Genomic DNA, 25,967 nt, shown 5'->3' with positions numbered 1-25,967 from the left:
CCTTGCGCAACACTATAGATCAGGCCTGCTATGAGAAAGTAATAAACTTTCATACTCAAAAGCCTCCGAACAGCCAAAATCGCCTATTCGGTATGCCGAAAGGCCCAAGCCGATATTCAAAAAGCCTTCAATACTCCAATTAACTCTGACAAAGACTGAATTTCTGCATCAGCTCGTGTGGGAAGATCTGTGGGCCAGATAGCGCCATTTGGAAACCAAACGGATTTCATTCCAACTTTTTGGGCCCCGGAAACATCTGCCGTTGGAGAGTCGCCAACAAAGACGCAATCTTCAGTCCGCACTGATAGATTTCCAGCTGCAAGTTGAAAAATCTTCGCATCTGGTTTTCGCAAGCCAACCGCCTCGGAGATAATGTAATCGTCGGCGAGTCTGTCCAAATTTAGGGCCAGAAGAGACCTCAACTGTATGTCGGTCCTTCCGTTAGTGACAATTCCGATTTTTGCACCCAAGGCCCTGATTTCACTAAACGCCTCGTTAAGCCCCTCAAACGGCATCGCAAATCGCCATGCGTTTCGCATGTAGTGATCGTATAACTCAGCTGCGAGATTTTGGTCGTCTATTCCAAATTCTTTGAATAGCGTTTGGTACACTTTATATTTTGACGACTTCCCGCGATTGTCGAGCTCCAACAAACGAGCCACGACATGAGAAGGAGTCGGGAACACGTTCGGGTACTGGTTGTTTAACTGGTCTTCTGCGAACGCCTTCAATGAAGACGTGCGAGCAAAAAGCGTTTCATCAAGATCAAATATTACTGCAGAAATCATAGCTGGACTGTGAACACCTTAACGGCAGTTCGTCAAGTTCCGCTTTGGCCACACTCCGCCTGCCCAAGCATACCAGTTGTTGGAGATGGTCAATTCAGGATGACGCTTTATTACTCAGTGTGAGATTTTTTGGCTTCGCAACATCAGCAAGGAGGAAGCCATTCTTCAAACTCACACTTAAGGTGGGCAACTTCCTCTGCATTTTGCATGAAGCAATCGAAGCCGCCGTCATAGGGCGCAAATATGCGCGATGTTTCCCGGTTCATGAGTAGAAAACGCTCTTCATCCTGTGCTGCATCTTTTAGGGCTTCGCGATAGACCTCAGGAAACCAGCGCACCTCGTTGCCGTAAAAGCCTATGGTTTCCTCTTCGCCCCATGGGTCATCCTCATACTTCCATTTGAACCAGTATTTCAGACGAAACTGATCAAGAAGCTTGTGACTGTAAGGGAGAGGATACTTATCGAAATTCGGGAAATACGAGATGAAGAGGCAATTCTGCCCCTCCTTTAAAATCCGATTGGCCAATACTCTGCCTCTGTTAAAGACAATTGCGGCTTCTTCCGGCGTTTCTGCGTATCGTCTTGTATCCGGCAGTGCATGGAATCTGACCCACCTTTCGGGCAGTACATCACGGAGGTAATGGCTATAGGGAGGGAGGTCTCCAAAATAGCCTTTCCATTCATCAATGAACCTTTTCACAATGATACAACCCTGTCTCAACCACTCAGCGGAACCATTGAATAATCAGAGGACACTTAGTTGAGATTGGTTCGAATTTTCCTAGGTAAATAGCTGCAATGCTCTTTGAATTGTGAGGAATTAAAGAGGCACCTTCACATTCTCATAGCTTTGCATTGCCGCACAGAAGGCTGCAAAAATGCGAGTGGAGACAGGGTTGCTCACCGCTTCAAACTCCGCATGCCACTGAACGCCAAGGAAGAACGCTTTGTCTGGGTGGTGAAAGGCTTCAATCACGCCATCCTCAGAAAGGGCGTCAAGCACAAGCCCTTCACCAAGCCTCTCAACCGCTTGTTCGTGCAGAGAATTTACCTGATGGACGCCTTCGCCAAGGATAGTGGTCAATAGGCCAGTCTCTTCAAGGATAAGTTGATGGGCTGCCCCGTATCTTTGTATTGGTGGCAGCTTGTAGTCGATGGGGTGGTGCAGCGAAAACTCATGGTTCGCATATAAGTCGTTTCGGATTGTGCCGCCAAAAGCCACGTTCATTTCCTGCATGCCGCGGCAGATTCCCAGCAGCGGCAGGTCTTTTTCAAAAGCGGCACGGATCAACGCAAACGCGGCAGTGTCGCGTTTATCATCAAAAGGGCCATGGCTCTCAGAGGTGCCGTCATTGTTGTAATAGGCTGGCTGAATGTTGGAGGCATCGCCTGTCAGAATAAGCCCGTCAACCAAAGACAGCACATGAGCCAGTTCAGCTTCCTTCAGAAGTGTCGGGATGATGAGAGGGATTGCTCCAACAGCCTGCAATGCAGCTGTCAGGTACTTATCATCAATGGTTTGCGTTCCAAGACCAGCTTCTTGCGAGGAATTCGCCAAAATTCCGACAATGGTTCTTTTATCAGCAGCCACGCTCTGCGGCGTGGTTTTGCCAGTATTGCTTGTCATAAGCGTATCCCTTCAGGGCACGAAAACTCGTGGCGCACCTATGCGCTCAAAATCAATGGAAGAATAATTATCGCTTCAGCGATTTTGCGTAATGCGTCTCAATTCGCTGTTGCACAAATTCCAGCATGACCGACATGACCCAGTAGATGATGGAAGCGGTGATCAGCATCTCCAGAATCTTGAAGTCAGATCGTCCCTGCGTTCGTGCAATAAACATTATGTCCCAGACGCCGACGACCGAAACCAGCGAGGAATCCTTGAGCATCGCGATGAACTGGTTGCCCGTTGGCGGCACAATAACCCGCATGGCTTGGGGCAGAATGACTTTTCGAAACGTCAATAAACGCGGCAAGCCCAACGCATCCGCAGCTTCCCATTGCCCAAGTGAGATCGACTGAATGCCAGAGCGGAAAATCTCGGTCATATACGCCCCGTACACCAGCGACAGGGCGATGATTGCTGCAGGAACGGGCGAGATGACATAGCCAATTTGCGGTAGGCCGAGGTAGATCAAAAAGAGCTGCACCAGCAGTGGCACACCGCGAAAGTACGAAGTGTAAAAGGCTCCAACACCTTCAACAACACCAATGCCCGAGAGCTTGGCCGTCGCCCCCAGCAAAGCAAATATGAAGGCCAGTGTGATCGCAATGGCAGAGACATAGAGCGTGGTGAACGCGCCTGTCGTTATCAGGAAGGGCAGTTTGCGACCGATAAACTCAAAACTCAGCTCAAAGCTTAGAAAGAACCCGAGAGCTCCGGCAGCAAGCAAAAGCCACACGGTTATCAGCTGAGCCCGCCGGGACAGGCTGAGGACGAGAAACCCCAGTCCTGACACCAGCAGGAAAATCACCATGGATACAGAAAAACGCCCCCACCAGCCGGCAAGTGTTTCCTCACTCATCGCAGGGCGAAGGAATGACCCGATCAGGCCTTGATTGAACGCGAGAAAGAACGCGAGCACGAAGGCAAGTGAACCAAGCGTTGCTGCAGCTTTCAGGCGGGCTGGACCCTGCCTGAAAGCACCATTGGTGAGTGTAACCATGATCTTACTTAACGCTCACGAGATCCGCGCCGTGCCATTTCACGGAGAGCTTGGTCAAAGTGCCGTCACTCTTCATGTCTTCAACAATGGAAGCCAGCTTATCGCTCAGTTCCTTGTCGCCCTTGTCGATTGCAATCGCCAGCGGCTCATAGAAGATCGGATCGCCCAACTGCTTGATCGGCAGGCCTTTCTTCATCGCCTGCTGAATGACAGGAACGGACTGCGCCAATGCGTCAAGGCGTACACCATCGCCAAGAGACAGCTCGTCAAACTCATTGATATCGCTATAAAGTTTGATCTCGCCCGGCGTTACGGCATATTCGAAAGCTGGTGCGCCAACCGCATCAATCTCAAGCTTGTGCTCCAGATACTTGTGGTAGGTGGACGAACCCACAACGCCAATCACCTTGCCGTCCAGATCCTTAAGCGATGTTGCCTTGGAGTTTTTATGAACCGCAAAGGCTGCCGGGGTGTAGTAGTACACAGCAGGGAAATCCAGCACCTGCGCCCGGGCTTTGGTTGGGGTCATAGAACCTACAACCATATGCCATCTGCCAGACCAGCGCCCTGCAGTCATGATTTCCCAGCCCGGAGTGACAAACTGCACGTCAACGCCGAGACGCTTCGCGATCTCTTTGGAAACGTCAATATCAAAGCCCTGCAGCTGGTTGTCGTCTCCCATAAAGGCATTCGGGCGATAATCTGAGTTAGAGCCCACGAGCAACGTCTTGCTCTTCATGATCGCATCCAGAGCCCCTCCAGCTTGTGCGCTCATGCCAACAACGCTTGCAGAGACAAACAATGCAGCCCCTAAGATGGCTTTTCCGGTATTTTTAAACATCCCAACCCCCAAATTCGTCATTATGACGGATATTTCTCAAAATTTTGGGCAGTTTATAAGTGCGGGTCAGAGCAAGGCAAATCAGTCTGATTGATCTATGTATAGAAAAACTCTATATCTCATTCATGGCTATCTCTCGACGTTTCGTCCCCACCCTTCAGGAATTACGCGCACTTGCAGCAGTCGCACGGCACAAATCCATCTCCGCCGCCGCGCGGGAACTGAACGTCTCACAACCAACAGTATCTTATCATATCAAGCAGTTAGAAGAGCGTTGGGACGTCAAGCTGTTCCGCATGAACGGACGAAATCTGGAGCAGACGGAGCTGGTGCAGGATATTCTTTCGGAGGTCTCTGCAATCAACAATGGTATAGAGAACCTCTCATACCTACTCGCCAGTCAGACCGCACGAAAACAGCTTACAATCGGCATTGCGCCGTCTCTTGCCTCCATTATGCTGGTCCCGCGTCTGGCCCAGTTCTCCGCTTTGCACCCGCATGTGGCGATCCGGATCAGTGCAGCCAATCGCTTCGTTGATTTTGCAGAAGAAAAGCTCGATGTGGCACTGCGTCTACTGCCCAAGCCTGAGGGTGACCTCGGCGCATCTCCGCTTATTCCCCTGCCGCAGGAACGTATGCGCGTGGTGTGCTCGCCAAGCTATCTGGAGGCCATCGCGGGAGAGCGTCTGGCGCCACATTCAGCTCCGGTTGAGCTCTTCGCCAAGGCTGACTTCATCCATGAAGACGAAGCCTTCCACTGGCAGAAGTACCTGGAAGCCAGTTGGCCAGACTTTTCCGGCCAGATGGTGCAGCAACTGACGTTCAACAACACGGACCTTATCCTGCAAAGCGCTATTGCAGGCCGTGGCTTTGCCATTCTCAGAGATCTCTATGTCATTGATGCATTGAATGCAGGCACGCTTGTGGAGCCGTTTGCTGAGACCCTCCCATGCCAGCGCGCCTTCCAGTTTGTCTTGCCAGAAACATCTATCCCCTCAGCCCCTGTGTGGGACTTCATCAACTGGCTGAGCAACGAGATGACCCAGATGCAAATTCGCTAAGCCTCTTGCGTCAAAAACTATCTGGATAAGCTCCTCAGACAAACCCGCATGCTCCCGACACATTGTCAGCTCGCCCTCGCAGTTCCCGTCAATGTGCCGAGGAAGTAATCACCGTTTGCCCCATCTGCCTAAAACATCGCCAAGCAAACAAAATTCCATCTCTAAGTGATTATCAATAATTCACTTTAGCACTATACAATATTCATTGGTTATGTATTGTCATATTAAATAAATATAATTCCTATATTCATAAATACAAATTCTTACAGCAATAAATACAACAAAATTAAAATCACTAAACCAAACTACGGAAACAAACTACTTATATGATGACGAGCAATCAAATTATTCATCGAAACCTCAAAATAATTTACTTATCGCGGCGGAATCAAACATCGCTATCACAAGGAATTCAGGAACTCAGCATCCGGCCCGGCAATAAGGCCGGAAACGCATTTCGCAGAAGAACAGGCATTCAAAAGTAGGCTTGGTCTGACTGCAGAGTTATCGTAGGGTGATAGCGGGGCATACCCGTTAAGCGGGTGCCAGCACACTAGCCCAAAGCCAACGGCTGAGCATAGTTATTGTCCTTTTCAGAGCCGAATACGTTCAAGAAACTCTTTTCTTATTGGAAGGAAAAGGATGGACATTCATCAACTCAAAACCTTCGTGACGGTCGCGCGCGAAGGCAGCATAACCAAAGCTTCAGAATTGCTCTTTCGCAGCCAGCCTGCTGTCAGTGCGCATATCAAAAATATGGAAGAGACATTGGGATTAACGCTCTTCCAACGCACACCGCGTGGAATGGCTGTTACACCCGACGGGCAACGCCTCCTGACGGAAGCACACCAATTGCTGGATCGGCACCAGAAATTTCTGGAGGAAGCATCCCGCCTGCGCGGCAGTCTTGCTGGTAGCCTGACCCTCGGCGCTGGTCGCAACTCAAGCACAGGCGTTGTAAGCAATCTGCTTGCAGCTATGTCTCAGGAGTTCCCTGAGGTTGAAGTTGAGTTGCAGCATCGCCCCTCTGTGAGGGTGCTGGAAGGCATTCGCAATGGCAGCCTGGACGCCGGATTTTACACGGAAACGGGTGAGGATGACGCCGGACTGTCTACCTTGGAGATCTCCAATTTCTGCGTTTACCTCGCAGCCCCTGCGGATCTTGTGCCCGTTGCGGCTGAGGTGAACTGGAAGGCACTTGAAAGCGTGCCGTGGATCTACCCAAGTGGCGACTCTTGTTGCGGGCGTGTTGCAAGGGACCTTCTGGACACGCACGGCATCAGACCCAAACGGGTGATCAATGTGGATGACGAGGGGGTTACACGGGCCTTAATTGCCAGCGGTGTTGGTATTGGGCTCGTTCATGCCAACTCAACCAACCCTCAAGAGAACCAGGGTGATATCGTCTTGCTCTCTCAGGTGCAAAAATCAGCCCGCGTGTTGTTTGCGCACCTTTCCTGCCGGAAAGAAGACCCAGTAATTGCGGCGGTTCGCTCCATTCTGGCGACAGACAATTGCACGAGCCTTTCGTTTCAAGACGACCGAACACTAGAGGCGGCGCTCATCGCCTCCTGACACTTTCAAAAGAATCAGATTTGCAAGACTCCAGCTCAGCCATGAGCTGGAGTCCGCTGCATCCTGCTTTCCAGTTGGGCGGATGGCTGCTCTGTCCAGTTGGCGTTAAAGACAAAAACAATCCGGAATACTGAGGAATTTTTTAGCACAAACCCATTGTTTTATTCTCATCGGGAGAAGCCATATGCAAAGACTTCTTTACAGCCTCAGCGGAGCCTCAGGGCAGCACTACTCCCCGCATGTCTGGAAAATTATGATGTCCCTGAAGCACAAAGGGCTCGATTTTGACCTGAAGCCCGTTTCCTTTGGCGACATTTCTAAAATTGAAGATGGATCCTTCACCAGCGTTCCGGTTCTCAACGATCAAGGCACTCTTTTAGGCGACAGTTTTGAGATCGCCGAATATTTGGAAGAGACCTATCAGGACGCGCCTAGCCTGTTTGATGGCCCTGGCGGTCTCCAGCTTTCTCACTTTGTGGAAAGCTACTGCAAAACCGTCCTCCACCCGACATTGGCGGTGATTGCCGTGATGGATATGTACAACATCATGAGCGATGCCGACCGCGCCTACTTCCGGCCTGCCCGCGAAAAACGGTTCGGAAAATCGCTCGAAGATGTCTACGCAGGGCGAGACGCCGAACTGAGCACATTGCCAGAGAAGTTGAACCCCGTGCGCGACCTGCTCACCAACCAGGATTGGTTTGGTGGTGAGAAAGCGATGCATGCAGATTATGTTCTGTTCGGGACATTGCAGTGGTGCAAAGTGTGCTGCCCAGATCCAATTCTTGCACCGAGTGACCCCGTCAATTTGTGGTTTGAACGCATGTTGGATCTTCATGATTACATGGGTCGCAAAGCGCTGAGCGAAGCTGTCGCTGCCTAGCGCCACAGATATTTCACGCAACTCCAAATAACTAACCCCTTCAGAAGGCATCGCAAATTTTTGCGGTGCCTTCTTTTTATGCAAGCCCCTGTATTATCAATAATTTACAAGCAATAACTTCCGCTGAGGCATTCCTCATCTATCCTGAGGGAAGCCATCAGTTTTTTCAGCTTGTTCAAAGCAAACCTTTCCGGCTCCATAGGGTCACACGAAAAAATATTACTGGACGCGAGGAACTAAAATTCACCTCAAACCCGGCAGGGCAAACGGAGATTCATTCGAGTCTGCGCGTGCTACCGCTCTGCCATGCATAAGAACAACGACAAGCCACGCAGTTTGTCAGGGGGTGCGCCTCGCGCAAATCCTGCATCGGCATTTTTCAGTCTTTCTTCCCAAGTGAAGGATCAGAGAATTTATGGATGCACATATTGAAGCTTCGGACTATTTGGCCAAAGGAACAGCCCCACTGTCCTTTGACTGGGTCCGACAAGTTCACACTCTGGGGCCGACTGGCACGAACTGCGAGAGAGCAGCTCTGACATGGGTACAACGTCACTGCAAAAACGCTGAAGTCTTTCTTCACCCGACCATGGAAATCGCAGCGGAAGCCGTTGCTCAATGCCGCAAGTCCGTTTTACTGAGTGTCGTCGCCTACCCGCATCTTCATTCGATTATTTACGAGCACATCGGCCAACTGAAACTGATGGACGTGTTCATCATGAACACCGACAACATGGTTCTGGCCTCTTCTACCGGCAAAACACCTGCCCTTTGCGCAACACATCCGGCACCGGAAAAACTGATCCCGGCATCTATTGAGCGCAAATACGTAACCAGCAATGCGCAAGCCGCAGCTGTGTGCGCCAAAGGCGAGGCTGATGGCTGCATCACCACGCTGTGCTCCGCCAACGAGTTTTCACTGACTGTCCTGACAAAGCACGGCCCCGTGCCTATGGGCTTCACCATTCACGGCCCATTGCAGGCCGCAACCCATACCCAGCCTTCATTCACCAATGATTTTCAAAACCCCAACAGGAGGGAATTTCATGACACAGAAAGCTTATGAAACACCAATCGATATCCGCTACCGCGATACAGATTCAATGGGCCATGTGAGCAGCCCGATCTACTACGATTACATGCAGTCCGCTTACCTGGAATACATGCATGACCTGCTCAAGCTGCCTAAATCTGAAAAGCTGCCGCACATCATGGTGAAGACCTCTTGTGACTACGTTTCTCAGGCTCTTTACGGCGACCATCTGGTTGTGCTGAGCCGGGTGACAAAGTTTGGCGGCAAGAGCTTTGAGATGCAGCATGAAATGCGTCTTGGCGATGCAGATGGCCGTGTGGTTGCCAATGCAGCTTCCACTCACGTGATGTTTGATTACGAAAAGCAGGCGACCTATCCGGTGCCGGATGAGTTCAAGACTGCGGTTGCAGCTCTGCAAGAACCTGTCGCAATGCACGAGCCAGCTTAAGATCCGTCACTTTTGAAATCTGGAGATCTCTGATGGATCTACAATGGAATGAACGTCAACAGGCTCTGCGAGCAAAGTATGCTCAAATTGGCAGCCAGATTGACCACTCAGAGCTTCATGCTGGCAAGCAGGCATTTGATCAGGACACATGGGACCGGCTTTTAGAAGCCGGTCTCTGGAAGATCATCGTCCCGGCAGAATATGGCGGCGCAGGCACAGACTGGTGGGACTTTACCGCTGCTCTGGAAGGTCTTGCATGCTCCGTGCGTACGCCGGGTATTCTGCTTTCTGTCATAGCACAGGCAGGCATGGTTCATGCACTCAACCTGTTCGGCACGGAAGCGCAGAAGAAGGATTATCTTGGCCGTATCCTCAAAGGAAAGCTGAGCGCGACTGCAATTGCAGACCCTGATACAGGCACCGATGTACGCTCCACCTCTTCTGTACTGACACCGGGACCAAATGAGACTTTCATGCTCAATGGTGCCAAATACAACATCGCCCATGCACCCGTGGCGGATTTCACGCTTGTCGTGTGTAAGCTGGATGGCCACGCTCGTGATGGCATCTCGCTCATCCTGCTGGATGCAGGCACCAAGGGCCTGGAAGTTGGCGACTACGACCAGAAGCTCGGCAATCTGGATTTGCCAACAGGGCCGATGAAGTTCACCAATATCCCACTGCATTACGGCGACTTGCTTGGCATTCCCGGCAAGGGCCTGCGCAACCTGATCACCTTCGTTTCCCTTGGCAGGCTGTATTACGGTCTGGTTTCTGCATGGATGATTGAGCCGATGCTGAAGGAAGCGATGCGCTACGCTCAGGAGCGTCAGACCTTCGAAGTGCCGGTGCTGGAGTTCCAGTACGTGCAGAAAAAGCTCACCGACATGCGTATCTCCGCAGAATCCGCCAAGTGGACTGCTTATGGCGCGCTCCAGCAACTTCTGTCCGGTGCTCCGGAAGCGGGTATGACCTGCTCTATTGCCAAGCTGGTTGGGGCTGAAGCAATCACCAGCGGCGCGATTGACCTGCTCAAGCTGTACGGCACCAAAGGCTATCATCAGGGTGAGGTTTCGACCTTCCTGCGCGATGCACTGGCGTTTTGCGCTGTGGGCGGCACTGAGGAAATGCACCGCCGCAACATCATCAGCCAGATGAAACGGCTGGAGGCGAAAGCGGCAAAAGAAGCAGCGCCCGTGCGCGAAGAACGCGTGCTTGAAACAGCATGATTTGATGCAGGCCCCGATATTGCCGGAGCTTTGCACTCTTTTGCATTTACAGGAGACTTTTATGGAATTCGCCAAAGTCGCATTAGCGGCCACTCTTCTGGCAGCAACAACCGCCGCTCCCACTCTGGCAAAGAATGGTGTTGAGCGTGTGCCAACCAAGATCGATTGGCAAGCAGCCAAAACCGCTGCAAAGCGGTCACTCGCACGGGACCCGGCGGCCGTGGAGAAGTTCGTCGCAGCCACCAATGGCAAGCTCAGCTACATTGAGCTGCCTGTCCTGATTTTCGGCAGTGATGCGAAGATGGAGACACCACAGTTTGGAAGCCAGAACTCATCCTATGCTGCGTTTTACACTCTGGAAGATGCACAGATCAGCATTCTCGGTTCTCACAGTGTGCTGACCGGAACGGAAGATCTCACCGAGCATCATAAGGCAACAGCGCATGAGTCCATCGGCAACGGGGCAGATTACAATCTGAACCGCTACGGGGCGCATTACACAATCCGCCTGACTTGCGATAACCCGATCAAAGACACGCGCTGCCGTAAGCCTGATTTTCTTCAAAGCGTCGTTCAGACCCTCCTTGTTGTGAATGGAGCAAACCAATGATGCGATTTATCTATCTCTGTCTGGCCCTGACCTTTGGCTTCTCCGCTCACGCAGATGACAGCTCCCGCTTTATGCAGCCGGGTGACCTGATTGCAGACACCGGCAAGGGTGTTGCAAGCCATGCCATCTTTTTCCCAAACATGCGCTTTCCCGTGGAATCCGGCCCGGCCTATGCCAACTCTCACGCTTATGCGCCCGGTGGGTTCAAAGCTGATGGCGGATCCGAGTGTGATCCTGTGAACTACTCCTACCCATGGCGCGATAACTTCTGCGAGTTCCGTAGAGCCGATCTGCCAGTTTGCGCCTCAGGCGGCCATCAGGGGCAGGATATTCGTCCGGCATCATGCGAAGCCAGCAAGCACTGGGCTGTTGCAGCAGAAGACGGCATTGTTGCTCATGTAGGTCGTTTTGGTGTGACCATCCAAAGCGCCACCGGCACGCTGTATCGCTATGTGCATCTGGACATGGACACACTACAGGTGAAGCCGATGGACAAGATCGTCAGAGGCAACCGCATTGGCAAGATCTCCAACAACTGGCTTGGGCCGCTACCAATCCATCTGCATTTTGATGCAAAAGACACGGTGATGCTGAACGGCGAACCAAAGTCGGTTTTCCTGCCGCCTTACACCAGTCTCGTGGCGTCCTATCAACTGATTATGGATTGATCAGCTGAGATTTGATCGCAAAGGGCGCCTTTTACGGTGCCCTTTTTGCTTTTCAATGTTCTCCTGAAAAGGGAAAAGAAATGAAAGATATTCTTTGGGTCTTTGGCTACGGCTCACTCATCTGGCACCCCGGCTTTGAACCCGTTGAGCAAGTACCCGCTCGTCTTGATGGCTGGAAACGCCGGTTCTGCCTGTGCTCCCTGCGCTACCGTGGCACCTTCGACAAACACGGTCTGGTTTTGGCACTGGATGCAGCACCTGATGCGTATTGCAGCGGCGTTGCTTTGGGCATTCCCCGTGATGGGCAAGAGAAGGTGCTGGAAGACTTACGCAAACGAGAGCTGTTCAATCCGGCGTATAGAGAAATCATCACCACGCTTAAACTGCAGGATGGCCGCGAGGTTGAGGCGCTCACCTATGTGGTCAACCGCGAGCACGAGCAATACGGCCAGTTTAACGCCGAAGAACAAGCTCAGATCATCGCGACAGCTGCTGGCGAGCGCGGCCCGAACTGTGACTACCTCTGGAACACAGCAGACCACCTGACAGAGCTCGGCATCGCAGACCCGGACCTGGACTGGCTCTCAGACCGCGTGCGCTCGATACGGTCTGCTGCAGCAGCCCCAGCCTAAGCAAACCAGCACGTTGCCAAAACGTGCTGGCCCTCTTTTCAGCTTGCAGCATTCGTTTCCGGCGCTTGGGTGCAGATGAGTTCGCCCTGTTCCAAATGACAGACTTTGTCTGCCAGCGAGCGGGCGGCCGCATGATCATGGGTGAAGAGCACCAGAGCCATCTTCTTGTTCCGCATCACACTACGCAGTATTTCCAACACCTGACTGCGGGCTTGCATGTCCAGCGCAGAGGTTGGCTCATCAGCCACCAGACATTGAGGCCGCGTTGCCAGTGCGCGTGCAATCACCAGCCGCTGCGCTTCACCGCCAGACAGCTTTCTGGTCTTACGGTGCAGGAAATCTGAATCCGTCGGCAAACCAACCCGCTCCAGCAGCCGCGTGAGTTCAGCCTGATCTCCACCAGACAGCATGAGTGCTTCTTTGAGGACCTCATAGACCGTAAAATGACAGGCCATAGCGCGATGTGGATGCTGTGGTATCAGTGCCACCACGGATTTGGCCCGTCCACTCTCATTCTGCCAATAAACGAAACCGTCCTGCACAGTTTCATAGCCGCTCAGCAATCGCGCAAGCGTGGTTTTGCCGCTCCCACTTCCCCCCAATATCGCAAGACACCGGCCAGCTGGAACGAATGCAGAAATGTTGGAGAGCAAGGCTCTTCCATCAAAGCTGTGATGCAGTTTATCAAGGGTCAATCCATGACCACTACGTGCCTCCAACTCCGGATACCCCCCTTCTCCACTCGCCAGGATCGGAGCTGAGTTATGCGCGTTTCGCCTCAGTTTCAGCAGTTGCTGGGTGTAGATGCTGCGCGGCCTGTCGAGCACCTCTTCAGCTGTCCCGATCTCAGTTAAATTGCCTTTGCGCAGCACAGCCACATGGCTTGCCAGACGACGTGCCAGTTCGATGTCGTGCGTAATCAACATCTGGCAACGGTCCTCACTCCCAGTCTGAAACGAGCGAATGGCGATTTCCCGATTGAAGGTATCCAGCGCTGCAGTCGGTTCGTCCATAATGAGAAACTCAGGCGAGTTTGCCAGTGCAAGCACCGTCAACACGCGCTGAATTTCCCCGCCGCTTAGAGCCGAGGGATAGCGATGTAAAAGACGCTCCGGAATATTCCCTCTGGCGCATTCCTCGTGGGCATCACGCTCATAAAGTCCGTGCGCTTTCAGCATCTCCTGCACATGCTGCAGGACCGTCAGGTGCGGGTTCAATGCATCCGACAGCGCTTGGACGATCAACCCTGCAGAACATCCTCGCATTCCCTGCAATTGTGCTCGGGACGAACGCAGGACATTCATATCTCCCAGCCAAGCTTCTCCATTCCAACTGAAATGGTTGGAGGCCGATGGCTGCTCATTTTCTGCCAGCCTGTGTCCTTGAATAAGACCCATCAGAGAACGGGCGAGGCTCGTTTTACCACCCCCAGGCTCTCCAATAACCGCCAAAGTTTGGCCTTTGTGGATCTCAAAAGAGATGTCCTCCAGCAAAGACTGGCGACCGTAGTAAAGATTAAGCTGCTCAACGCGGATCATGATGTTCCTTTCCGCTGAGGCTGCCGTTTGACATGTAGCCTTCACCAATAATCAAGATGCCAACGAGAAACAGAGAAAGTGCACCCGCTGGCGGAAGCAGGAGCCAGAGCCATGCATCCGTGTAAAGATAGTCCATTGAATCCTGTATCATACTGCCCCAGGTCAGCAGCCTTGGATCAGTCAGTCCCAAAAACCCGAAACCGGCTGTTTTGAGGGCCGCCTGCCGTACATTTTGCAAAAACAAACCAACGATTGCGGGCCAGATCGCGGGTAGGATGTGGTGGCGCAGACAGTATCTGCGACTGGCCCCCATGCGCCGTGCAAAATGCACGTTCTCGCGGGTCAGCTCCCGCAGTAAAATCGGCAGAGCAACACGCACATCCTCGTGCCAGCCAGTCAGCGACAGAAGCACCACAAGCCCAAGAAAGCCGGGCTGTATCCAGGCCGCTAACAACAGCAGCAAAAGGATAGACGGGATCACCTGCAGCACATCCACCAGTCGCAGGACTGCACTACGAATGCGCGGCCCGCCAAACGCGGCCAGACTGGACGCAGCCAATGCCAGCACCAGAGCTGCAGTGGCCGTAATGAGTGCGAGAAACACCGTGATGGGAGCAGCTCTTACAAGGCCGACAAAGACATCCTGCCCAATCCCGTTTGTACCAAGCCAGTGCTCCATGCTCGGAGCCTGCAAAACATCGGGGCTGGTTTTGTAAGGAGGCAAACTTTCTGACAGTGCAAAGCCTGCCATAACCAGCACACCCGCAGCAGCAATCGCTCCCCGTGAGATAAAGCTAGTACTTTGCGTGATAGGTGACCAATAACCAAGCATAAGATCACCCTCTACGCGCCAGGCTTGTTGCGACTGCATCAATGATCCAGTTCAGCAGCAGAACCAAACCAGCCATAACGATAACCGCCCCCTGCAACAAAATGTAGTCACGATCCAAAATCGCATTGTAAATTAAGTGCCCTGTTCCGGGATAGGAGAACACAATCTCAACGAACAGGACGGCACCAAACAAACCAGTCAGCGCATCACTCATCCGTGCCAGAAAAACCGGAAACAGGCTTCTCCCGTAATAAGCCGTGCGCAGGCGCCAGCCTTTGATGCCACGACCGCATGCATTGAGAATGAAAGGCCGCTGAGACAGCGTGATCGCCTCTCCCCGTGCCAAAAAATAGAACCGCGATATTTCGTGCAGCGACAGTGCCAGCACAGGCAACACAGCGTGGCGGGCAATATCAAAATCCCGCTGCAAAGGGTTGCTGCTTGGAAAAAAAGGCTCGGATCCACCGGAAGGCAATACGGGCCACAAAATGCCGAAAGCAAGCAGCAATAGCACGGCAGAGGTGAATGGCGGAATGCTGGCTACAACCATCACGACACCAGTCGCAATCCTGTCAAAGAAAGCCCCTGGCGCCTTGCCAGCTTCAATACCTCCGGCAGCGCCTACAAAAAGAAAGATCGGCGCAGCGCAGGAGATCAGAAGCAAGGTCCATGGAATAGACGCTCTGAGCAGTTCCGAAACAGGTGCAGCATGTGGAACTGAGTATCCCAGATCGCCTCTGACCAGGTCCCAAAGGTAGACCGCAAGCTGTTGCGGCCAATCACCCGCCAAGCCGAACTGAGCGCGGAGCTCAGCACTCTCAGCACCGTTGAGGTTGCGTGAGAGATCAGAGGAAAGAAACACCTCAACAGGATCCCCTGGAAGCATTCGTGGCAGAAAGAACACCAGCAAAACCAGCAGCGCAAACACCAGGAGGCGAACGCCAAGGCCAGACAGCATGTTTAAAATAATCGGAGGTACCACAAGAACGGCCTGCCTGTTTTTGGTTGTCTCGTGCCAGCCACCCGGAGGCGGCTGACAATGGGTGTCCAGCTGATCAATCAACCAGATAGGATTTATGCAGTGCTGAAGGCACGCCTATCGCCACTCCCCCTGGCATAAACTGGAGGGAGGAAAGCTTGTCATTGTAGGCAGTCACCATATGAGGGTTTGCGATGGCGTAGGCAGGAAGCTCCTGAGAATAAACCTCTTGAAATTTATCCAGAATTTCCTGCCGTTCCTTCAAGGTGGTCGCAACAGACTGCGCTATCACAAGCTCCTTCAGCTCTTGGCCGTCATAACCATCACTCGCCCACTTGCTTCCAAAAACACGGCGCATAATTCCATTCGGATCACCAAGAGTACCGGAGGAGTAAAGGGCCAGATCATAATTACCCTCAGACAGACTGTCCTGAAGCGCGGCTCGCTCTAAAATGCGAACCTCCAGCTCTATGCCAAACGTCTCAAGCTGCTCTGCAAGAACTTTCGCTGTTTTGCTCTCACGTCTGCTGGCAAGAAGGCGCAATGCAACCTGCTCTCCGTCACGGTACCACAGCCCATCTTCTCCTCGATCCCAGCCTTTGGAGATCAGAAGATCGGAAGATCGTTGAGGATTAAAGGAATACTCTGAATGCTTCTCCTGAGAATGCCAGGGCGACTCCTCCTGAATGAAGCCAGTATCTGCCACCTCTGCCGTTTTTTGGAAAACTGTTTGGATGATGGCAGTCCGGTCAATTGCATAAGCAATCGCATGGCGAAGTGACTTGTCGTTAAAGCGTCCGCTATGGTTGAAGCCAAGCCGCAGGGAATGGTGGCTATACGCCTTGGCAACATTCAGACCAATCGCCTCGGCCTGTTCCAGACGATCAGGAGGCAAGTAGGAAATCACGTCGATGTCCCCGGCCTGAACCGCCCTCAACGCCGCATCTGTCGCCATCTTCACAATAGCAATGCGCTTAAACTTTGGTTTGCCCAGATAATAATCCGTATTCCCTTCCAGCACATAGCGCCCTTGCGCCTTACTGTACTCAACAAGGCGGTAAGGCCCACTGCCAATAACTGCATCCGGCTCCGCAAATCGCTGTGGTTCCACCACGCCCTGATAGACGTGTTTTGGCAGTACAGGCATGGAAAGCAGAAGCCCGTTCAGCAACCCGGCATCAGGCTTTTTGAGAGAGAGCTTAAGGTGACCAGGGGAGACAACCTCGGCTTCTCTCACATTATCGACGGAGACAAAGACGTAAGGATGCTCCTTCATATAACTGAAGGTGAAAGCTGCATCTGCCGCTGTAACCTGCTGCCCATCATGCCAGGATGCCCGCAGGTCTAGATACACATCACAGGTCAAACCATCCTTAGAAACAGTCCAGTGCCGTGCCAGAGCCGGGACCAGCTCACCGTCTTTCGATTGGCTTAACAGACTATCAAAAACATATGTGGTGTAGAGATAAGCAATACCGTTTCTGCCATGAACATAAGGCGCCAGCATCCCACGGTCTCCGCGGGCATCGGTTATAACAAGCTGGTTTATGGGACCAGCAATCCCTGCAGCAATTGTCAGCAGCAGAGCCGCGACAGCTGCGATTGCAACGCGCACAAGGGGTTGATGAAAGATGTGCATGTCTCAGACTTTCTGAGCGGGACGCACGGCAACATGCGCATCCTCAGGTTCCGGATCATGGCTGCCACGCAATTTGCGCAGTTGGCTGGTGGTCTTCTATAGGGACATAGGGTTTGAGATCCAGAATTGGCGTGCCATCGATGCAATCCAATCCACTCACTGTCAAAACGTTGCCGTCCCGTCTGATTAATTCAACCGAGCTCAAACCAATCGGGTTCGGGCGGTTGGGTGAACGGCTGGCAAAAACACCACGCGCCGCTTCCTCTCCACGGGCGCGCCGAACAAGCGCGGTTCCGTCAGAGTGGTGCAGCCAGTACATCACCCAGAGATGAGAGGCCATCGTGATGTTCAAAAGCGCATCCGCATAAGGAGAGGCAATTTCCAGTTGGCTCTGGGCAGGGTTGCGACGACTGGATTTCGGGCATTCGCTCGTTTCTGAGAAGCCTGAGCGCACAAAGCCAATCGGGTTCATGATGATGCCTGAAGACACCGTGGTTTCCTGCTGATTATTCATTTGTGAAGCCGTAATAGGTTGCAAAATTAAACACTTAACGTCTCCAAAGCCAAAATCTACCTCAACTACAGATCGATACTTGGAGACGATATCCGAGTAAATTCGATTTATCGAATGGAGCACCTCAGTTTTTCTGAGGTCTCCCTGATCAGCATATTCGAAAATGCTGAGGCTATGCCTCTGATAAATCGATTGGATTATTGGCAAGCGCAAAAATCATAGTTCTGGCACCTCATTTTTCAAAATCAGAATCACAGGTCGCTATGACAGATCACACCCAGCACGATACAGCCCCAGCCTCCGGGCTCAGTCCCACGCCCGAAAAAATAAAATCCTCCTTTAACACCAAACAGACCTGGCAGTTTCTTGGTGTGGCGATTGCTGCCACCATCGCAGGTCTTCTGGCCTCCGCTTATCTGCCTGCTGGCATGGCCGTTGCTGCGGTCCTATCCGTTGCTTGTCTCGGCCTATGGGCAACGGGTGTGGTGCCGGAATACTGGACCGCGCTCGCCTTCTTCTTCGTTGCCATCGTAATCGGAATTGCCCCGCCGGAAGTGGTATTCTCCGGCTTCCAGACCTCAACCTTCTGGCTGCTATTCGCAGGCCTCGTGCTTGGCGCTTCCATCAAGCACACCAAACTGGACAAACGAGCTGCCGTGCTGCTGATGCGTTTGCCGCTCAACAGCTATGCGGGGCTGGTCTCCAGCATTGTCGCCTTCAGTGTGGCGCTGGCGTTTGTGGTGCCCTCTTCCATTGGCCGTATCATGATTTTGCTGCCGGTGATCTCCGCCCTTGCTGCGCAGATAGGCTTCAAACCCGGCTCCAACGGGCGTACGGGTATGCTTTGTGCGGCGGCCTTTGCGACCTTCGCTCCAGCGTTCACCATTTTGCCTGCCAACGCCCCCAATATGATCCTCGCGGGGATGAGCGAGAGTCTGTATGACCTCAGCATTTCCTATTGGGATTACCTACGTCTGAACTTCCCGGTTCTGGGCATCCTGAAATCACTCATCCTTATCGGTCTGACACTAGTCCTGTTTCCGGACAAGCTCCCTCAGGACGCGCGTGAGACCACTGAGGAGGTACCACCAGTTAGTGCTCCTGAACGGCGCCTGATGATCATTCTGGCCCTGTGCCTCATCTTCTGGCTGACGGACAGCCTGCATCCAATTGGCCCGGCATGGGTTGGCCTTGCGGCGGCTCTGGCCTGCTTCTGGCCCAATGCCAAGCTGACCTCCAAAACCTGCATCAATCAAGACCTGAGCTATGGCTCCCTGATGTTCGTCGCGGGCATCATGGGGCTGGGGGCTGTCATCTCAGTCGCTGGACTGGGTGAGGCTTTGGTTCAGGCTGTTGGCGGCAAAGCAGGTTTTGCGCAGGACACTCCAATTTGGAACCTGTCCGTTCTCACTGGCCTATCAACGCTGGTTGCCATGGCAACAAACCTGCCGGGTGTGCCAGCTGTGATGACACCGGTTGCCGGGGACTTGGCCGATGCCACTGGCCTGCCCTTGCAGACTGTTTTGATGACGCAGGTTATGGCGTTTTCCAATGTGTTCCTGCCGTTTCAGGCGCCGCCACTGGTCGCCGCCATTCAGGTTGGAAACCTGCCACCAAAAGCCGTGATCAAACTGTGCCTGACGCTGTTTGCGATCAGCCTGTTCCTGCTTGTCCCAATCGACATGCTGTGGTGGTACCTGCTCGGATTTCTTTGAGCACCCTCAGGCGGGCCCACACAAATTCTGAGGCCCGCCTTCCATTCTTTCGATTTGTGCAAAGCGAATTTCCATTCCTAGCTATAACCGTTTTCAAATTGCGAGGTTTTAGTATGACGACCCGATTTACTTGGTTGAAGACAATTGCTTACAGCGGTGCTCTAGCGCTTGCGATTACTGGTGGAGCCGCCAAAGCAGAATTGGCTGCTGACTGGCAAGACACCGCTATGGGCCTTTTCAACGCTGAAAAGTGGCCAGGTGCCAAACGCCAGCGCGCCCTGACAATTTTGCATACTGCAATGTTCGATGCCGCAAACGCAGTCGAGGGCACCTACGCTCCTTACGCTTACACTGGCTCAACCAATCCGGATGCATCTGCGCAAGCAGCCGTTAATCAGGCCGCCCTGCACGTTCTGTCAGTCTTGATGCCAGAGCGTAAAGCGGAGTTGGAAATTGCTGCAAAGGAACGCCTTGCAAACTTGAAGAGCCCACAGTCTGGCATTGCCCTGGGTCAAGCCGTTGCAGAGCAAATTCTGGCAGCACGCGCATCAGACAACGCTAACTTCTCGGTGGATTACACACCGGGTCCGGCGGAAGCAGGTGTGTATCAGCCAACCTCCAAGCGCGAGATGGTGGCTCCGAAAATCCGTGAGATGAAACCATTTGTCCTGTCTTCCGCAACCCACTTCCGCGTGCCACCACCTCCGGCACTGGAGAGCATGCAATACCAGCGTGGTCTGAGCGAAGTCGTTGAGATAGGCGGCAAGGAAACACAGACTAACGAGGACAATGTCTTCATCGCCAAGCTTCATGCTGGCTCCGGCTCCGGAGCATGGAACCAGATCGCCCGCAAAAGCAGTGCGTCCTGTGATCTGTCCATGCTGGAGGAAGCTCGCACGCTCGCGCTTCTCAACATTGCACTGACAGACGCATTGGTTGCTGGCTTCAACGCAAAGTATGAATACGCTTTGTGGCGTCCGCAAACCGCAATGAAAGCTTTGGGCAAGACCTATAAGCATCCGACACTCAAGGCCGATATGGAGTGGAGTTCTCTGGTGCCTGCACCAATGCATCCTGAATATCCATGTCAGCATTGCACCAGCGGCAGCGCGGCTCAGGAGATCATGGAATCCGTCTTTGGTGACGGCAAAATGGCCTTCACCTTCAACGGCAAGGGCGGTCTTTCCAAAGATTATGTCAGCTTCCAGCAGTTTGCTGAGGAAGAGTCAGAATCCCGCGTTCTCGGCGGCGTTCACTATCGCCGCTCCAACGCTGTTGGCGACATGTTGGGCTACCAGATTGGCTCTTACGTTGCAGAGACCTCTTTGCAGCCTCTGAAGCAAATCAGCGACATCAAGAAATGTGCAGGCAGCCGCTAGGTCAGCTCCTCCTGACTTAGCTTGCACTTGCAGGCCGCACTCCAATCCCCTCGCGGCCTGCTTTTTTTATCACCCCAGAAAAGGGAGCACTTGCAAGCGCCACTTCCGGCAAAGCACCCGCAGGTCTAAAGGAACAGGTACTATGGAAAATCGAACTGGTTTAGCACTCCGCATTCTCTTTGTTGGCATTGGCGCAACGCTCTTCATGGATATCTGGGCCATCGCAGCAGATAGCCTCTTTGGCATTCCGCAGAGCAACTTTTCAGTGGTTGGCCGCTGGCTGGGGCACATGCTGGACGGACAATTCACGCACGAAAGCATCCGCCGCGCTGCACCTATCGCGGGAGAAGCAGCCCTTGGCTGGACAGTACATTATCTGGTCGGGATCATCTTCGTTGCAGCCTTCGTCATGATTTTTGGAAATCGCCAGTTGCAAAAACCATCTCTGATCCTTGCGATCTTATTTGGCGTTGTGATGATCGTGTTCCCATTCTTCGTTATGCAGCCATCTCTTGGTGCAGGCGTTATGGCTGCCAACCGGCCAAACCCAGACTTCGCACGCCTGAAGAGCCTTATGACGCACTTCTCATTCGGCCTGGGCATGTATGTAGCGCTTTGGGTTCAGACCAAGATCTTCAAACCAATTGAAGCACCGGTTTCCTCCGCATCCTGATTGTTTCAAGATCACGAGAAAGCCCGCCGTTCATCTGAGCGGCGGGCTTTTTGTCGATCGGGAAAGCCATTGAAGTTAGCTTAGCTCAAGCTCTCTGCGAACCTGATACTGAGGCAGATGCTTCTTGATCTGCTCCACCACCACCTCAGGGTCTGGCAAGGACTGGTGACCGTGGATCTTACCCATGTGCGGGTCAAAGTTCTCACGCCATACCGGATCACACACTTCGTAACCATCTTCGCGGATCTGCGCCACATTGCGCTTTACAGAGGGCTTCTTCCACATGGGCCCGCCCATCACCGGGAAGAAGAGCACCGGAAACTCAGCAGCAAGAATGACCGTGGTCAGGCGATTGAGTGAGGAACCATTGGCAACACCAGACAGCGTGTTGGCCGTTGCTGGCATCACGGCGAGAATATCGTGCTCTGCTGCGATGCGTCCCGGCTTGTCTGTAGACCAGTCTTTCGGATCATCGCCGCAGATCACCCGGTCTACGAACAGCGCGATGCTATCCATGTTCACGAAGTTGATGGCATTAGGCGTAAACATGGCGGTGAGTGTGCAATCAATCGAATTCTTGATCTCTCGCAGATAGTTGGGCAGCAGCGTCGCATCCAGAGATGCGCTCGCCCCAATCAGAATGCGGGCCTTGTCAGGAGTGTCATTGGTGACCATGGAAAAATCCTCTCTGTAAAATCCATTTCAAGATGATGGAGGTGCCGCGCGATTGGCGCCTTTGGGTGAGCTACGGAACCCTAGGGGAGGTTGGTGAGTGCACCTTGGCCAGCTCATCGCGCGGTGTCTTTTTCTGGTCGCCAGATGACCTCAAATCATGCCTCATATTCCAATTGTTTCTTTGAAATGCTCTCCTCAGGTTTGCTGAGGGCGAGGCCTCAGGTTTGCTGATAGGCCGCCTCAGAACTTCCGATGTGCAATGAGAATGTACTGCTGGCATGGTTCCATTCAGATAAGCCATCAGGCTGCTGGAACTGGAGGGATTGATGAGGGGTGCTGAAGTCAAAACCATTTGCGTTGCAGGAGCCAGCGGACTGGCTGGGGCTTACATGGTCAAAGAAGCCCTGGCACGCGGCTATCGCGTCAACGGCACCATGCGCGATATTTCCCAGCTCGATAAAGTCAGTGGCTTGATGCGGTTGCCCGGCGCGGCAGAAAGGCTGCATCTGTTTTCAGCAGATACAGCCAACTCTGAAAGGTTCGATGCGGCGATGACACAAGCGAAGGCTGTCTTCATCGCCTGCATTCCAACGAACAAACACGGCGTAGACGGGACGCCTGCTGCGGAGCTGGATCGCGAGCGCGGCTTGAAAGAGATCATCCAACCTGCAGAACAAGCCTGCCTGAACATCCTGAAAGCAGCACATCGGCAAGGCGTTAAAACAGCAGCGCTCTGTTCCAGCACCGCCTCCGCAGAACCTGCTACTCCCTCCTTTGAAAAGCAGGAGGACAAGGACATTTCAGATGCCGAGATGCAGATCCAACAAAAGAAATACGCACAGGCACAAAAGACTGTAATGGAAGCTGCAGCAGAAGAGTTTACCGCGCAACATGGCATGAAGCTTTGCACCTTTTTACCAAGCATGATGGTGGGTGCCCCTCTCCTGCAGTCGCATTTGAAAGGTCATGTCCTCAGCTTTCTTGCAAAACTGCGGCACGGCAAAACGGGTTGGCACAGCACAGTTCCAGCCGGATCCATGTCCCTCACCTCCCCGCAGGATCTTGCAAAGATGTCATTGGCTGCATTGGAACAGGCAGAGGCCTCCGGACGCTACTTTGCTGTGAGCGGCAGTTGGAGTTGGCGTCGGATTTATCAGGAGATTGCTGAGTATGTTCCGCTGGAGGCGCTGCCTGCCCCACTTGGCAGAGATCCGGAACCGCCAACGCGCTTTGACTTCAGCAAGCGCGACAGTCTCGGCGTTCCGATACAAGGCATTCAGGAGATGTTTGCCGATTTTTATGAGGCCTATGAGCAGGTCAGGCTCGTTCCTCAAGCCTGATCCTCAGTTATCTCATCGGCACGCGCGCTTTTTGCACGCTGTTACGCCACACAAACTTGGCAGGCAGCTTCACCGTTTCACTGGACGGCTGCTCAGTGGTGCACCATTCCAGGCACTTGTCGATGATCAGATCTGTTGGCTGTGCAAAGGTGGTCAGGTCATATCCTTCCCACTCGGCCTGCTGAATATTATCAAAGCCAATGACTGAAAGATCATCCGGTGTGCGCAGACCAAACCTCTGGCGCGCCGCATCAATGACGCCGCACGCAATCAGGTCTGTGGTGCAGAAAATGCCATCCGGGCGGTCTTCACGATCAAGCAGTGCCGTCCCCAGTTCCAGACCTGCCTGATAGGATGTGAAACCATCCACCTCACACAAAACATCAACCCCGGCTTCTTCAGCTGCGGCTATGAAACCCTTCTGTCGCTCCACAATGCTCCAGGTGGCATTTGCGGAGTTTGCGAGGGCGATTCGCTTGCATCCCGCACGCAAAAGAGCCTTCAGTGCGGTCTTGCCTGCTGCCCTGTTATCCGGCCCAATCTGTAGAGAACCCGGGAAATCTTCCTCACGATTGATCAAAACCAGCTTCATGCCATTGCTAAAACATGTGTCGGCTAAGGAAGGATCGGGCGCACCTGACAAAATAATCGCCGCTTCTGTGCGAAAACTGATGGCCTGAAGCAACGCATCCTTCACACGCTCCTCATATCCACTGGTGTTGATAAGCATTGTTACCTTACCAGCGGCCTGTAACCTGTCAGAGAGTTCGGCGATCATCGCAGAGCGATGCGGCGTATCAATCTCAGCAGCAACTAGAGCCACAATACCACTTTCAGAGCGGTTGAGACTGCTCGCAAGGCGGTTGACGCGGTACCCTAGTATTTCTGCGGATTTCAATACTTTAGCACGCGTCGCGTCGGAAACACTGGCCCCCGGAGTAAAGGTTCTGGAGACAGAAACACGGGACACGCCAGCGTGGCGCGCGACGTCCTCAGCCCTGACCTGCTGCTTTCTTAAAGACACTTTTTCCGACATCAAATTTCGCTGATTATTGTACACGTTTGCATCTGCATATCAGGAAATATCTAGAAAATAAATTAGTCTTTCTTGGAATAAAGTTGACATTGCAAAAATTTAGCCGACTATATTATGTACACGTGTACACAACGTGTTTGGGAGGAGTAAACATGAAATCCATTAAGACAGCTTTGTTGGGTGCAACCCTCATTGTGGGTGCTGGTGCAAGCGCGGCGTCTGCAGATGAACTCAATGTCATCTGCTCCGCTGACAACGCTCTGTGCGAAAAGCTCGCAGCAAAGTTTGAAGAAAAGTCGGGTGCTGACGTCAGCATGATCCGCCTTTCTTCAGGCGAAGCTTATGCAAAGATCCGTGCAGAAGCTCGCAACCCGCAGACGGACGTATGGTGGGGTGGAACCGGAGATCCGCATCTGCAGGCAGCAAACGATCAGCTCTCTGTCGCTTATAAGTCGCCAATGCTGGAAGAACTTCTGCCATGGGCTGTTGCTCAGGCTGAAACTTCCAACTACCGCACTGTAGGCGTGTACTCTGGCGCACTAGGCTGGGGCTACAACAAAGAGATCCTCGCGGAAAAGGGCATCGAAGGCCCTAAATGCTGGTCTGACCTGCTAAATCCTGCGTTGAAGGGCGAAATCTCTATTGCAGATCCAAACTCTTCAGGCACAGCATACACCGCACTTGCTACTCTCGTTCAGTTGATGGGTGAAGAAGAAGCCTTCGAATACCTGTTGGCTCTGGGCAAGAACGTATCGCAGTACACCAAGTCCGGTTCCGCTCCTGTTAAGGCAGCGGCCCGCGGTGAAGCAGGTCTCGGTATCGTGTTCATGCACGATGCAGTGAAACAGGCTGAAGCAGGCTTCCCAATCGAGGTTGTCGCTCCATGTGAAGGCACCGGTTATGAAATCGGTTCAATGTCTCTCATTGACGGTGCGCCAAACCCAGACACTGCAAAAGTGTTCTACGATTGGGTGCTAACCCCAGAAGCACAGAACCTGATGGCGGAAACTGGTTCCTACCAGATTCCATCCAACAAGGGTTCTACCCAGCCAGAAGCTGCTCCTAAGCTCGAGAACGTACGTCTCATCGACTACGATTTCGCAGAATATGGAAGCAGTGACCGCCGCAGAAACCTGCTGGCACGCTGGGACATGGAAGTTGGCGCTGCTGCAAACTGATTGAGATCGGGGCGAGTTAACGCTCGCCCCG

At 52.9% G+C, this 25,967-nt stretch carries 26 protein-coding genes; 14 read left to right on the top strand and 12 right to left on the bottom strand.

Translation table 11 applies throughout. The features are described from left to right. Nucleotides 1-116: 116 nt before the first annotated feature. The 5 genes from PsAD26_RS10885 to PsAD26_RS10865 form a co-directional block, all read right to left on the bottom strand. On the bottom strand, nucleotides 117-788 hold the full coding sequence (locus PsAD26_RS10885; RefSeq protein WP_063310396.1) for an HAD family hydrolase: 672 nt from the start codon (nucleotides 786-788) through the stop codon (nucleotides 117-119). A gap of 143 nt (nucleotides 789-931) precedes the next feature. Then, nucleotides 932-1,489: a hypothetical protein gene (locus PsAD26_RS10880; RefSeq protein ID WP_063310395.1), complete on the bottom strand. Its 558-nt coding sequence runs from the start codon at nucleotides 1,487-1,489 to the stop codon at nucleotides 932-934. Between the two features lie 120 nt (nucleotides 1,490-1,609). Further along, a complete protein-coding gene (locus PsAD26_RS10875; RefSeq protein ID WP_063301984.1) occupies nucleotides 1,610-2,416 on the bottom strand; it encodes a gamma-glutamyl-gamma-aminobutyrate hydrolase family protein in 807 nt (268 codons plus the stop codon). Between the two features lie 67 nt (nucleotides 2,417-2,483). Next, the gene (locus tag PsAD26_RS10870; protein WP_063292855.1) at nucleotides 2,484-3,458 is read right to left on the bottom strand and encodes an amino acid ABC transporter permease; all 975 of its coding nucleotides are present in this window, start codon (nucleotides 3,456-3,458) and stop codon (nucleotides 2,484-2,486) included. A 4-nt stretch (nucleotides 3,459-3,462) separates the two neighbouring features. Further along, entirely contained in the window at nucleotides 3,463-4,299 is an 837-nt protein-coding gene (locus tag PsAD26_RS10865) for a transporter substrate-binding domain-containing protein (protein ID WP_063310394.1), read from the bottom strand. Nucleotides 4,300-4,424: 125 nt separating this feature from the next. On the opposite strand from PsAD26_RS10865, the gene PsAD26_RS10860 reads away from it, so the two are divergent. The 9 genes from PsAD26_RS10860 (at nucleotide 4,425) to PsAD26_RS10820 (ending at nucleotide 12,438) form a co-directional block, all read left to right on the top strand. Continuing rightward, complete coding sequence (locus PsAD26_RS10860; RefSeq protein WP_063310393.1) at nucleotides 4,425-5,360, top strand: LysR substrate-binding domain-containing protein; 936 nt, start codon at nucleotides 4,425-4,427, stop codon at nucleotides 5,358-5,360. 642 nt (nucleotides 5,361-6,002) lie between these two features. Then, a complete protein-coding gene (locus PsAD26_RS10855) occupies nucleotides 6,003-6,935 on the top strand; it encodes a LysR family transcriptional regulator (protein WP_063310392.1) in 933 nt (310 codons plus the stop codon). A 184-nt stretch (nucleotides 6,936-7,119) separates the two neighbouring features. After that, nucleotides 7,120-7,818, top strand: a complete 699-nt coding sequence (locus tag PsAD26_RS10850; RefSeq protein ID WP_063310391.1) for a glutathione S-transferase family protein — start codon at nucleotides 7,120-7,122, stop codon at nucleotides 7,816-7,818. Nucleotides 7,819-8,233: 415 nt separating this feature from the next. Beyond that, the gene (locus PsAD26_RS10845; protein ID WP_063310390.1) at nucleotides 8,234-8,884 is read left to right on the top strand and encodes a hypothetical protein; all 651 of its coding nucleotides are present in this window, start codon (nucleotides 8,234-8,236) and stop codon (nucleotides 8,882-8,884) included. Next, complete coding sequence (locus PsAD26_RS10840; protein ID WP_063306863.1) at nucleotides 8,865-9,299, top strand: thioesterase family protein; 435 nt, start codon at nucleotides 8,865-8,867, stop codon at nucleotides 9,297-9,299. Before PsAD26_RS10845 ends, PsAD26_RS10840 begins: the two co-directional genes overlap by 20 nt. Before the next feature lie 32 nt (nucleotides 9,300-9,331). Further along, nucleotides 9,332-10,528 carry an acyl-CoA dehydrogenase family protein gene (locus PsAD26_RS10835; RefSeq protein WP_063310389.1) on the top strand — a complete coding sequence of 399 codons (1,197 nt, stop codon included), beginning with the start codon at nucleotides 9,332-9,334 and terminating at the stop codon, nucleotides 10,526-10,528. Nucleotides 10,529-10,589: 61 nt separating this feature from the next. Beyond that, entirely contained in the window at nucleotides 10,590-11,138 is a 549-nt protein-coding gene (locus PsAD26_RS10830; RefSeq protein WP_063310388.1) for a hypothetical protein, read from the top strand. Beyond that, nucleotides 11,135-11,806, top strand: coding sequence for a M23 family metallopeptidase (locus tag PsAD26_RS10825; protein WP_063310387.1), 672 nt, complete (start codon nucleotides 11,135-11,137; stop codon nucleotides 11,804-11,806). The genes PsAD26_RS10830 and PsAD26_RS10825 overlap by 4 nt, the downstream gene beginning before the upstream one ends. Before the next feature lie 80 nt (nucleotides 11,807-11,886). After that, complete coding sequence (locus PsAD26_RS10820) at nucleotides 11,887-12,438, top strand: gamma-glutamylcyclotransferase (protein ID WP_063310459.1); 552 nt, start codon at nucleotides 11,887-11,889, stop codon at nucleotides 12,436-12,438. A 38-nt stretch (nucleotides 12,439-12,476) separates the two neighbouring features. Here PsAD26_RS10820 and PsAD26_RS10815 read toward each other — a convergent pair whose 3' ends face one another. From PsAD26_RS10815 to tsaA, 5 genes are read right to left on the bottom strand one after another with little or no spacing between them, the layout of a single operon-like run. Further along, nucleotides 12,477-13,976 carry an ATP-binding cassette domain-containing protein gene (locus PsAD26_RS10815; protein WP_063310386.1) on the bottom strand — a complete coding sequence of 500 codons (1,500 nt, stop codon included), beginning with the start codon at nucleotides 13,974-13,976 and terminating at the stop codon, nucleotides 12,477-12,479. Next, a complete protein-coding gene (locus tag PsAD26_RS10810; protein WP_208985625.1) occupies nucleotides 13,963-14,847 on the bottom strand; it encodes an ABC transporter permease in 885 nt (294 codons plus the stop codon). Before PsAD26_RS10810 ends, PsAD26_RS10815 begins: the two co-directional genes overlap by 14 nt. Further along, nucleotides 14,813-15,871 (bottom strand): ABC transporter permease, encoded by a 1,059-nt coding sequence (locus PsAD26_RS10805; protein WP_244278199.1) that lies wholly within the window; start codon nucleotides 15,869-15,871, stop codon nucleotides 14,813-14,815. Before PsAD26_RS10805 ends, PsAD26_RS10810 begins: the two co-directional genes overlap by 35 nt. Continuing rightward, the gene (locus PsAD26_RS10800; protein WP_063310384.1) at nucleotides 15,864-17,426 is read right to left on the bottom strand and encodes an ABC transporter substrate-binding protein; all 1,563 of its coding nucleotides are present in this window, start codon (nucleotides 17,424-17,426) and stop codon (nucleotides 15,864-15,866) included. Before PsAD26_RS10800 ends, PsAD26_RS10805 begins: the two co-directional genes overlap by 8 nt. 55 nt (nucleotides 17,427-17,481) lie before the next feature. Continuing rightward, nucleotides 17,482-17,940, bottom strand: a complete 459-nt coding sequence (tsaA, locus tag PsAD26_RS10795) for a tRNA (N6-threonylcarbamoyladenosine(37)-N6)-methyltransferase TrmO (protein ID WP_063301970.1) — start codon at nucleotides 17,938-17,940, stop codon at nucleotides 17,482-17,484. 263 nt (nucleotides 17,941-18,203) lie between these two features. On the opposite strand from tsaA, the gene PsAD26_RS10790 reads away from it, so the two are divergent. From PsAD26_RS10790 to PsAD26_RS10780, 3 genes are all read left to right on the top strand, one after another. Beyond that, on the top strand, nucleotides 18,204-19,655 hold the full coding sequence (locus PsAD26_RS10790) for an SLC13 family permease (RefSeq protein ID WP_063310383.1): 1,452 nt from the start codon (nucleotides 18,204-18,206) through the stop codon (nucleotides 19,653-19,655). A gap of 113 nt (nucleotides 19,656-19,768) precedes the next feature. After that, complete coding sequence (locus tag PsAD26_RS10785; protein WP_063310382.1) at nucleotides 19,769-21,034, top strand: vanadium-dependent haloperoxidase; 1,266 nt, start codon at nucleotides 19,769-19,771, stop codon at nucleotides 21,032-21,034. Between the two features lie 142 nt (nucleotides 21,035-21,176). After that, complete coding sequence (locus tag PsAD26_RS10780) at nucleotides 21,177-21,707, top strand: DUF2938 domain-containing protein (RefSeq protein WP_063310381.1); 531 nt, start codon at nucleotides 21,177-21,179, stop codon at nucleotides 21,705-21,707. Nucleotides 21,708-21,782: 75 nt separating this feature from the next. On the opposite strand, the gene PsAD26_RS10775 is transcribed toward PsAD26_RS10780, so the two are convergent. Beyond that, complete coding sequence (locus tag PsAD26_RS10775; RefSeq protein ID WP_057461513.1) at nucleotides 21,783-22,382, bottom strand: flavoprotein; 600 nt, start codon at nucleotides 22,380-22,382, stop codon at nucleotides 21,783-21,785. 326 nt (nucleotides 22,383-22,708) lie between these two features. Between PsAD26_RS10775 and PsAD26_RS10770 the strand changes: the two genes are divergently transcribed. Continuing rightward, nucleotides 22,709-23,722 (top strand): NAD-dependent epimerase/dehydratase family protein, encoded by a 1,014-nt coding sequence (locus PsAD26_RS10770; protein WP_208985624.1) that lies wholly within the window; start codon nucleotides 22,709-22,711, stop codon nucleotides 23,720-23,722. A gap of 7 nt (nucleotides 23,723-23,729) precedes the next feature. Here the strand turns inward: PsAD26_RS10770 and PsAD26_RS10765 are convergent, their stop codons facing one another. Continuing rightward, nucleotides 23,730-24,758, bottom strand: a complete 1,029-nt coding sequence (locus PsAD26_RS10765; protein ID WP_063310380.1) for a LacI family DNA-binding transcriptional regulator — start codon at nucleotides 24,756-24,758, stop codon at nucleotides 23,730-23,732. Nucleotides 24,759-24,910: 152 nt separating this feature from the next. Between PsAD26_RS10765 and PsAD26_RS10760 the strand changes: the two genes are divergently transcribed. Next, nucleotides 24,911-25,936 carry an ABC transporter substrate-binding protein gene (locus tag PsAD26_RS10760; protein ID WP_063310379.1) on the top strand — a complete coding sequence of 342 codons (1,026 nt, stop codon included), beginning with the start codon at nucleotides 24,911-24,913 and terminating at the stop codon, nucleotides 25,934-25,936. Nucleotides 25,937-25,967 lie beyond the last annotated feature (31 nt).

Origin of the sequence: Pseudovibrio sp. Ad26 (assembly GCF_001623285.1) — a bacterium.
GTDB classification, from domain to species: Bacteria; Pseudomonadota; Alphaproteobacteria; order Rhizobiales; family Stappiaceae; genus Pseudovibrio; species Pseudovibrio ascidiaceicola.
The sequence above is the reverse complement of the archived record's forward strand: the minus strand, read 5'-3'. Positions and strand labels throughout refer to the sequence as shown.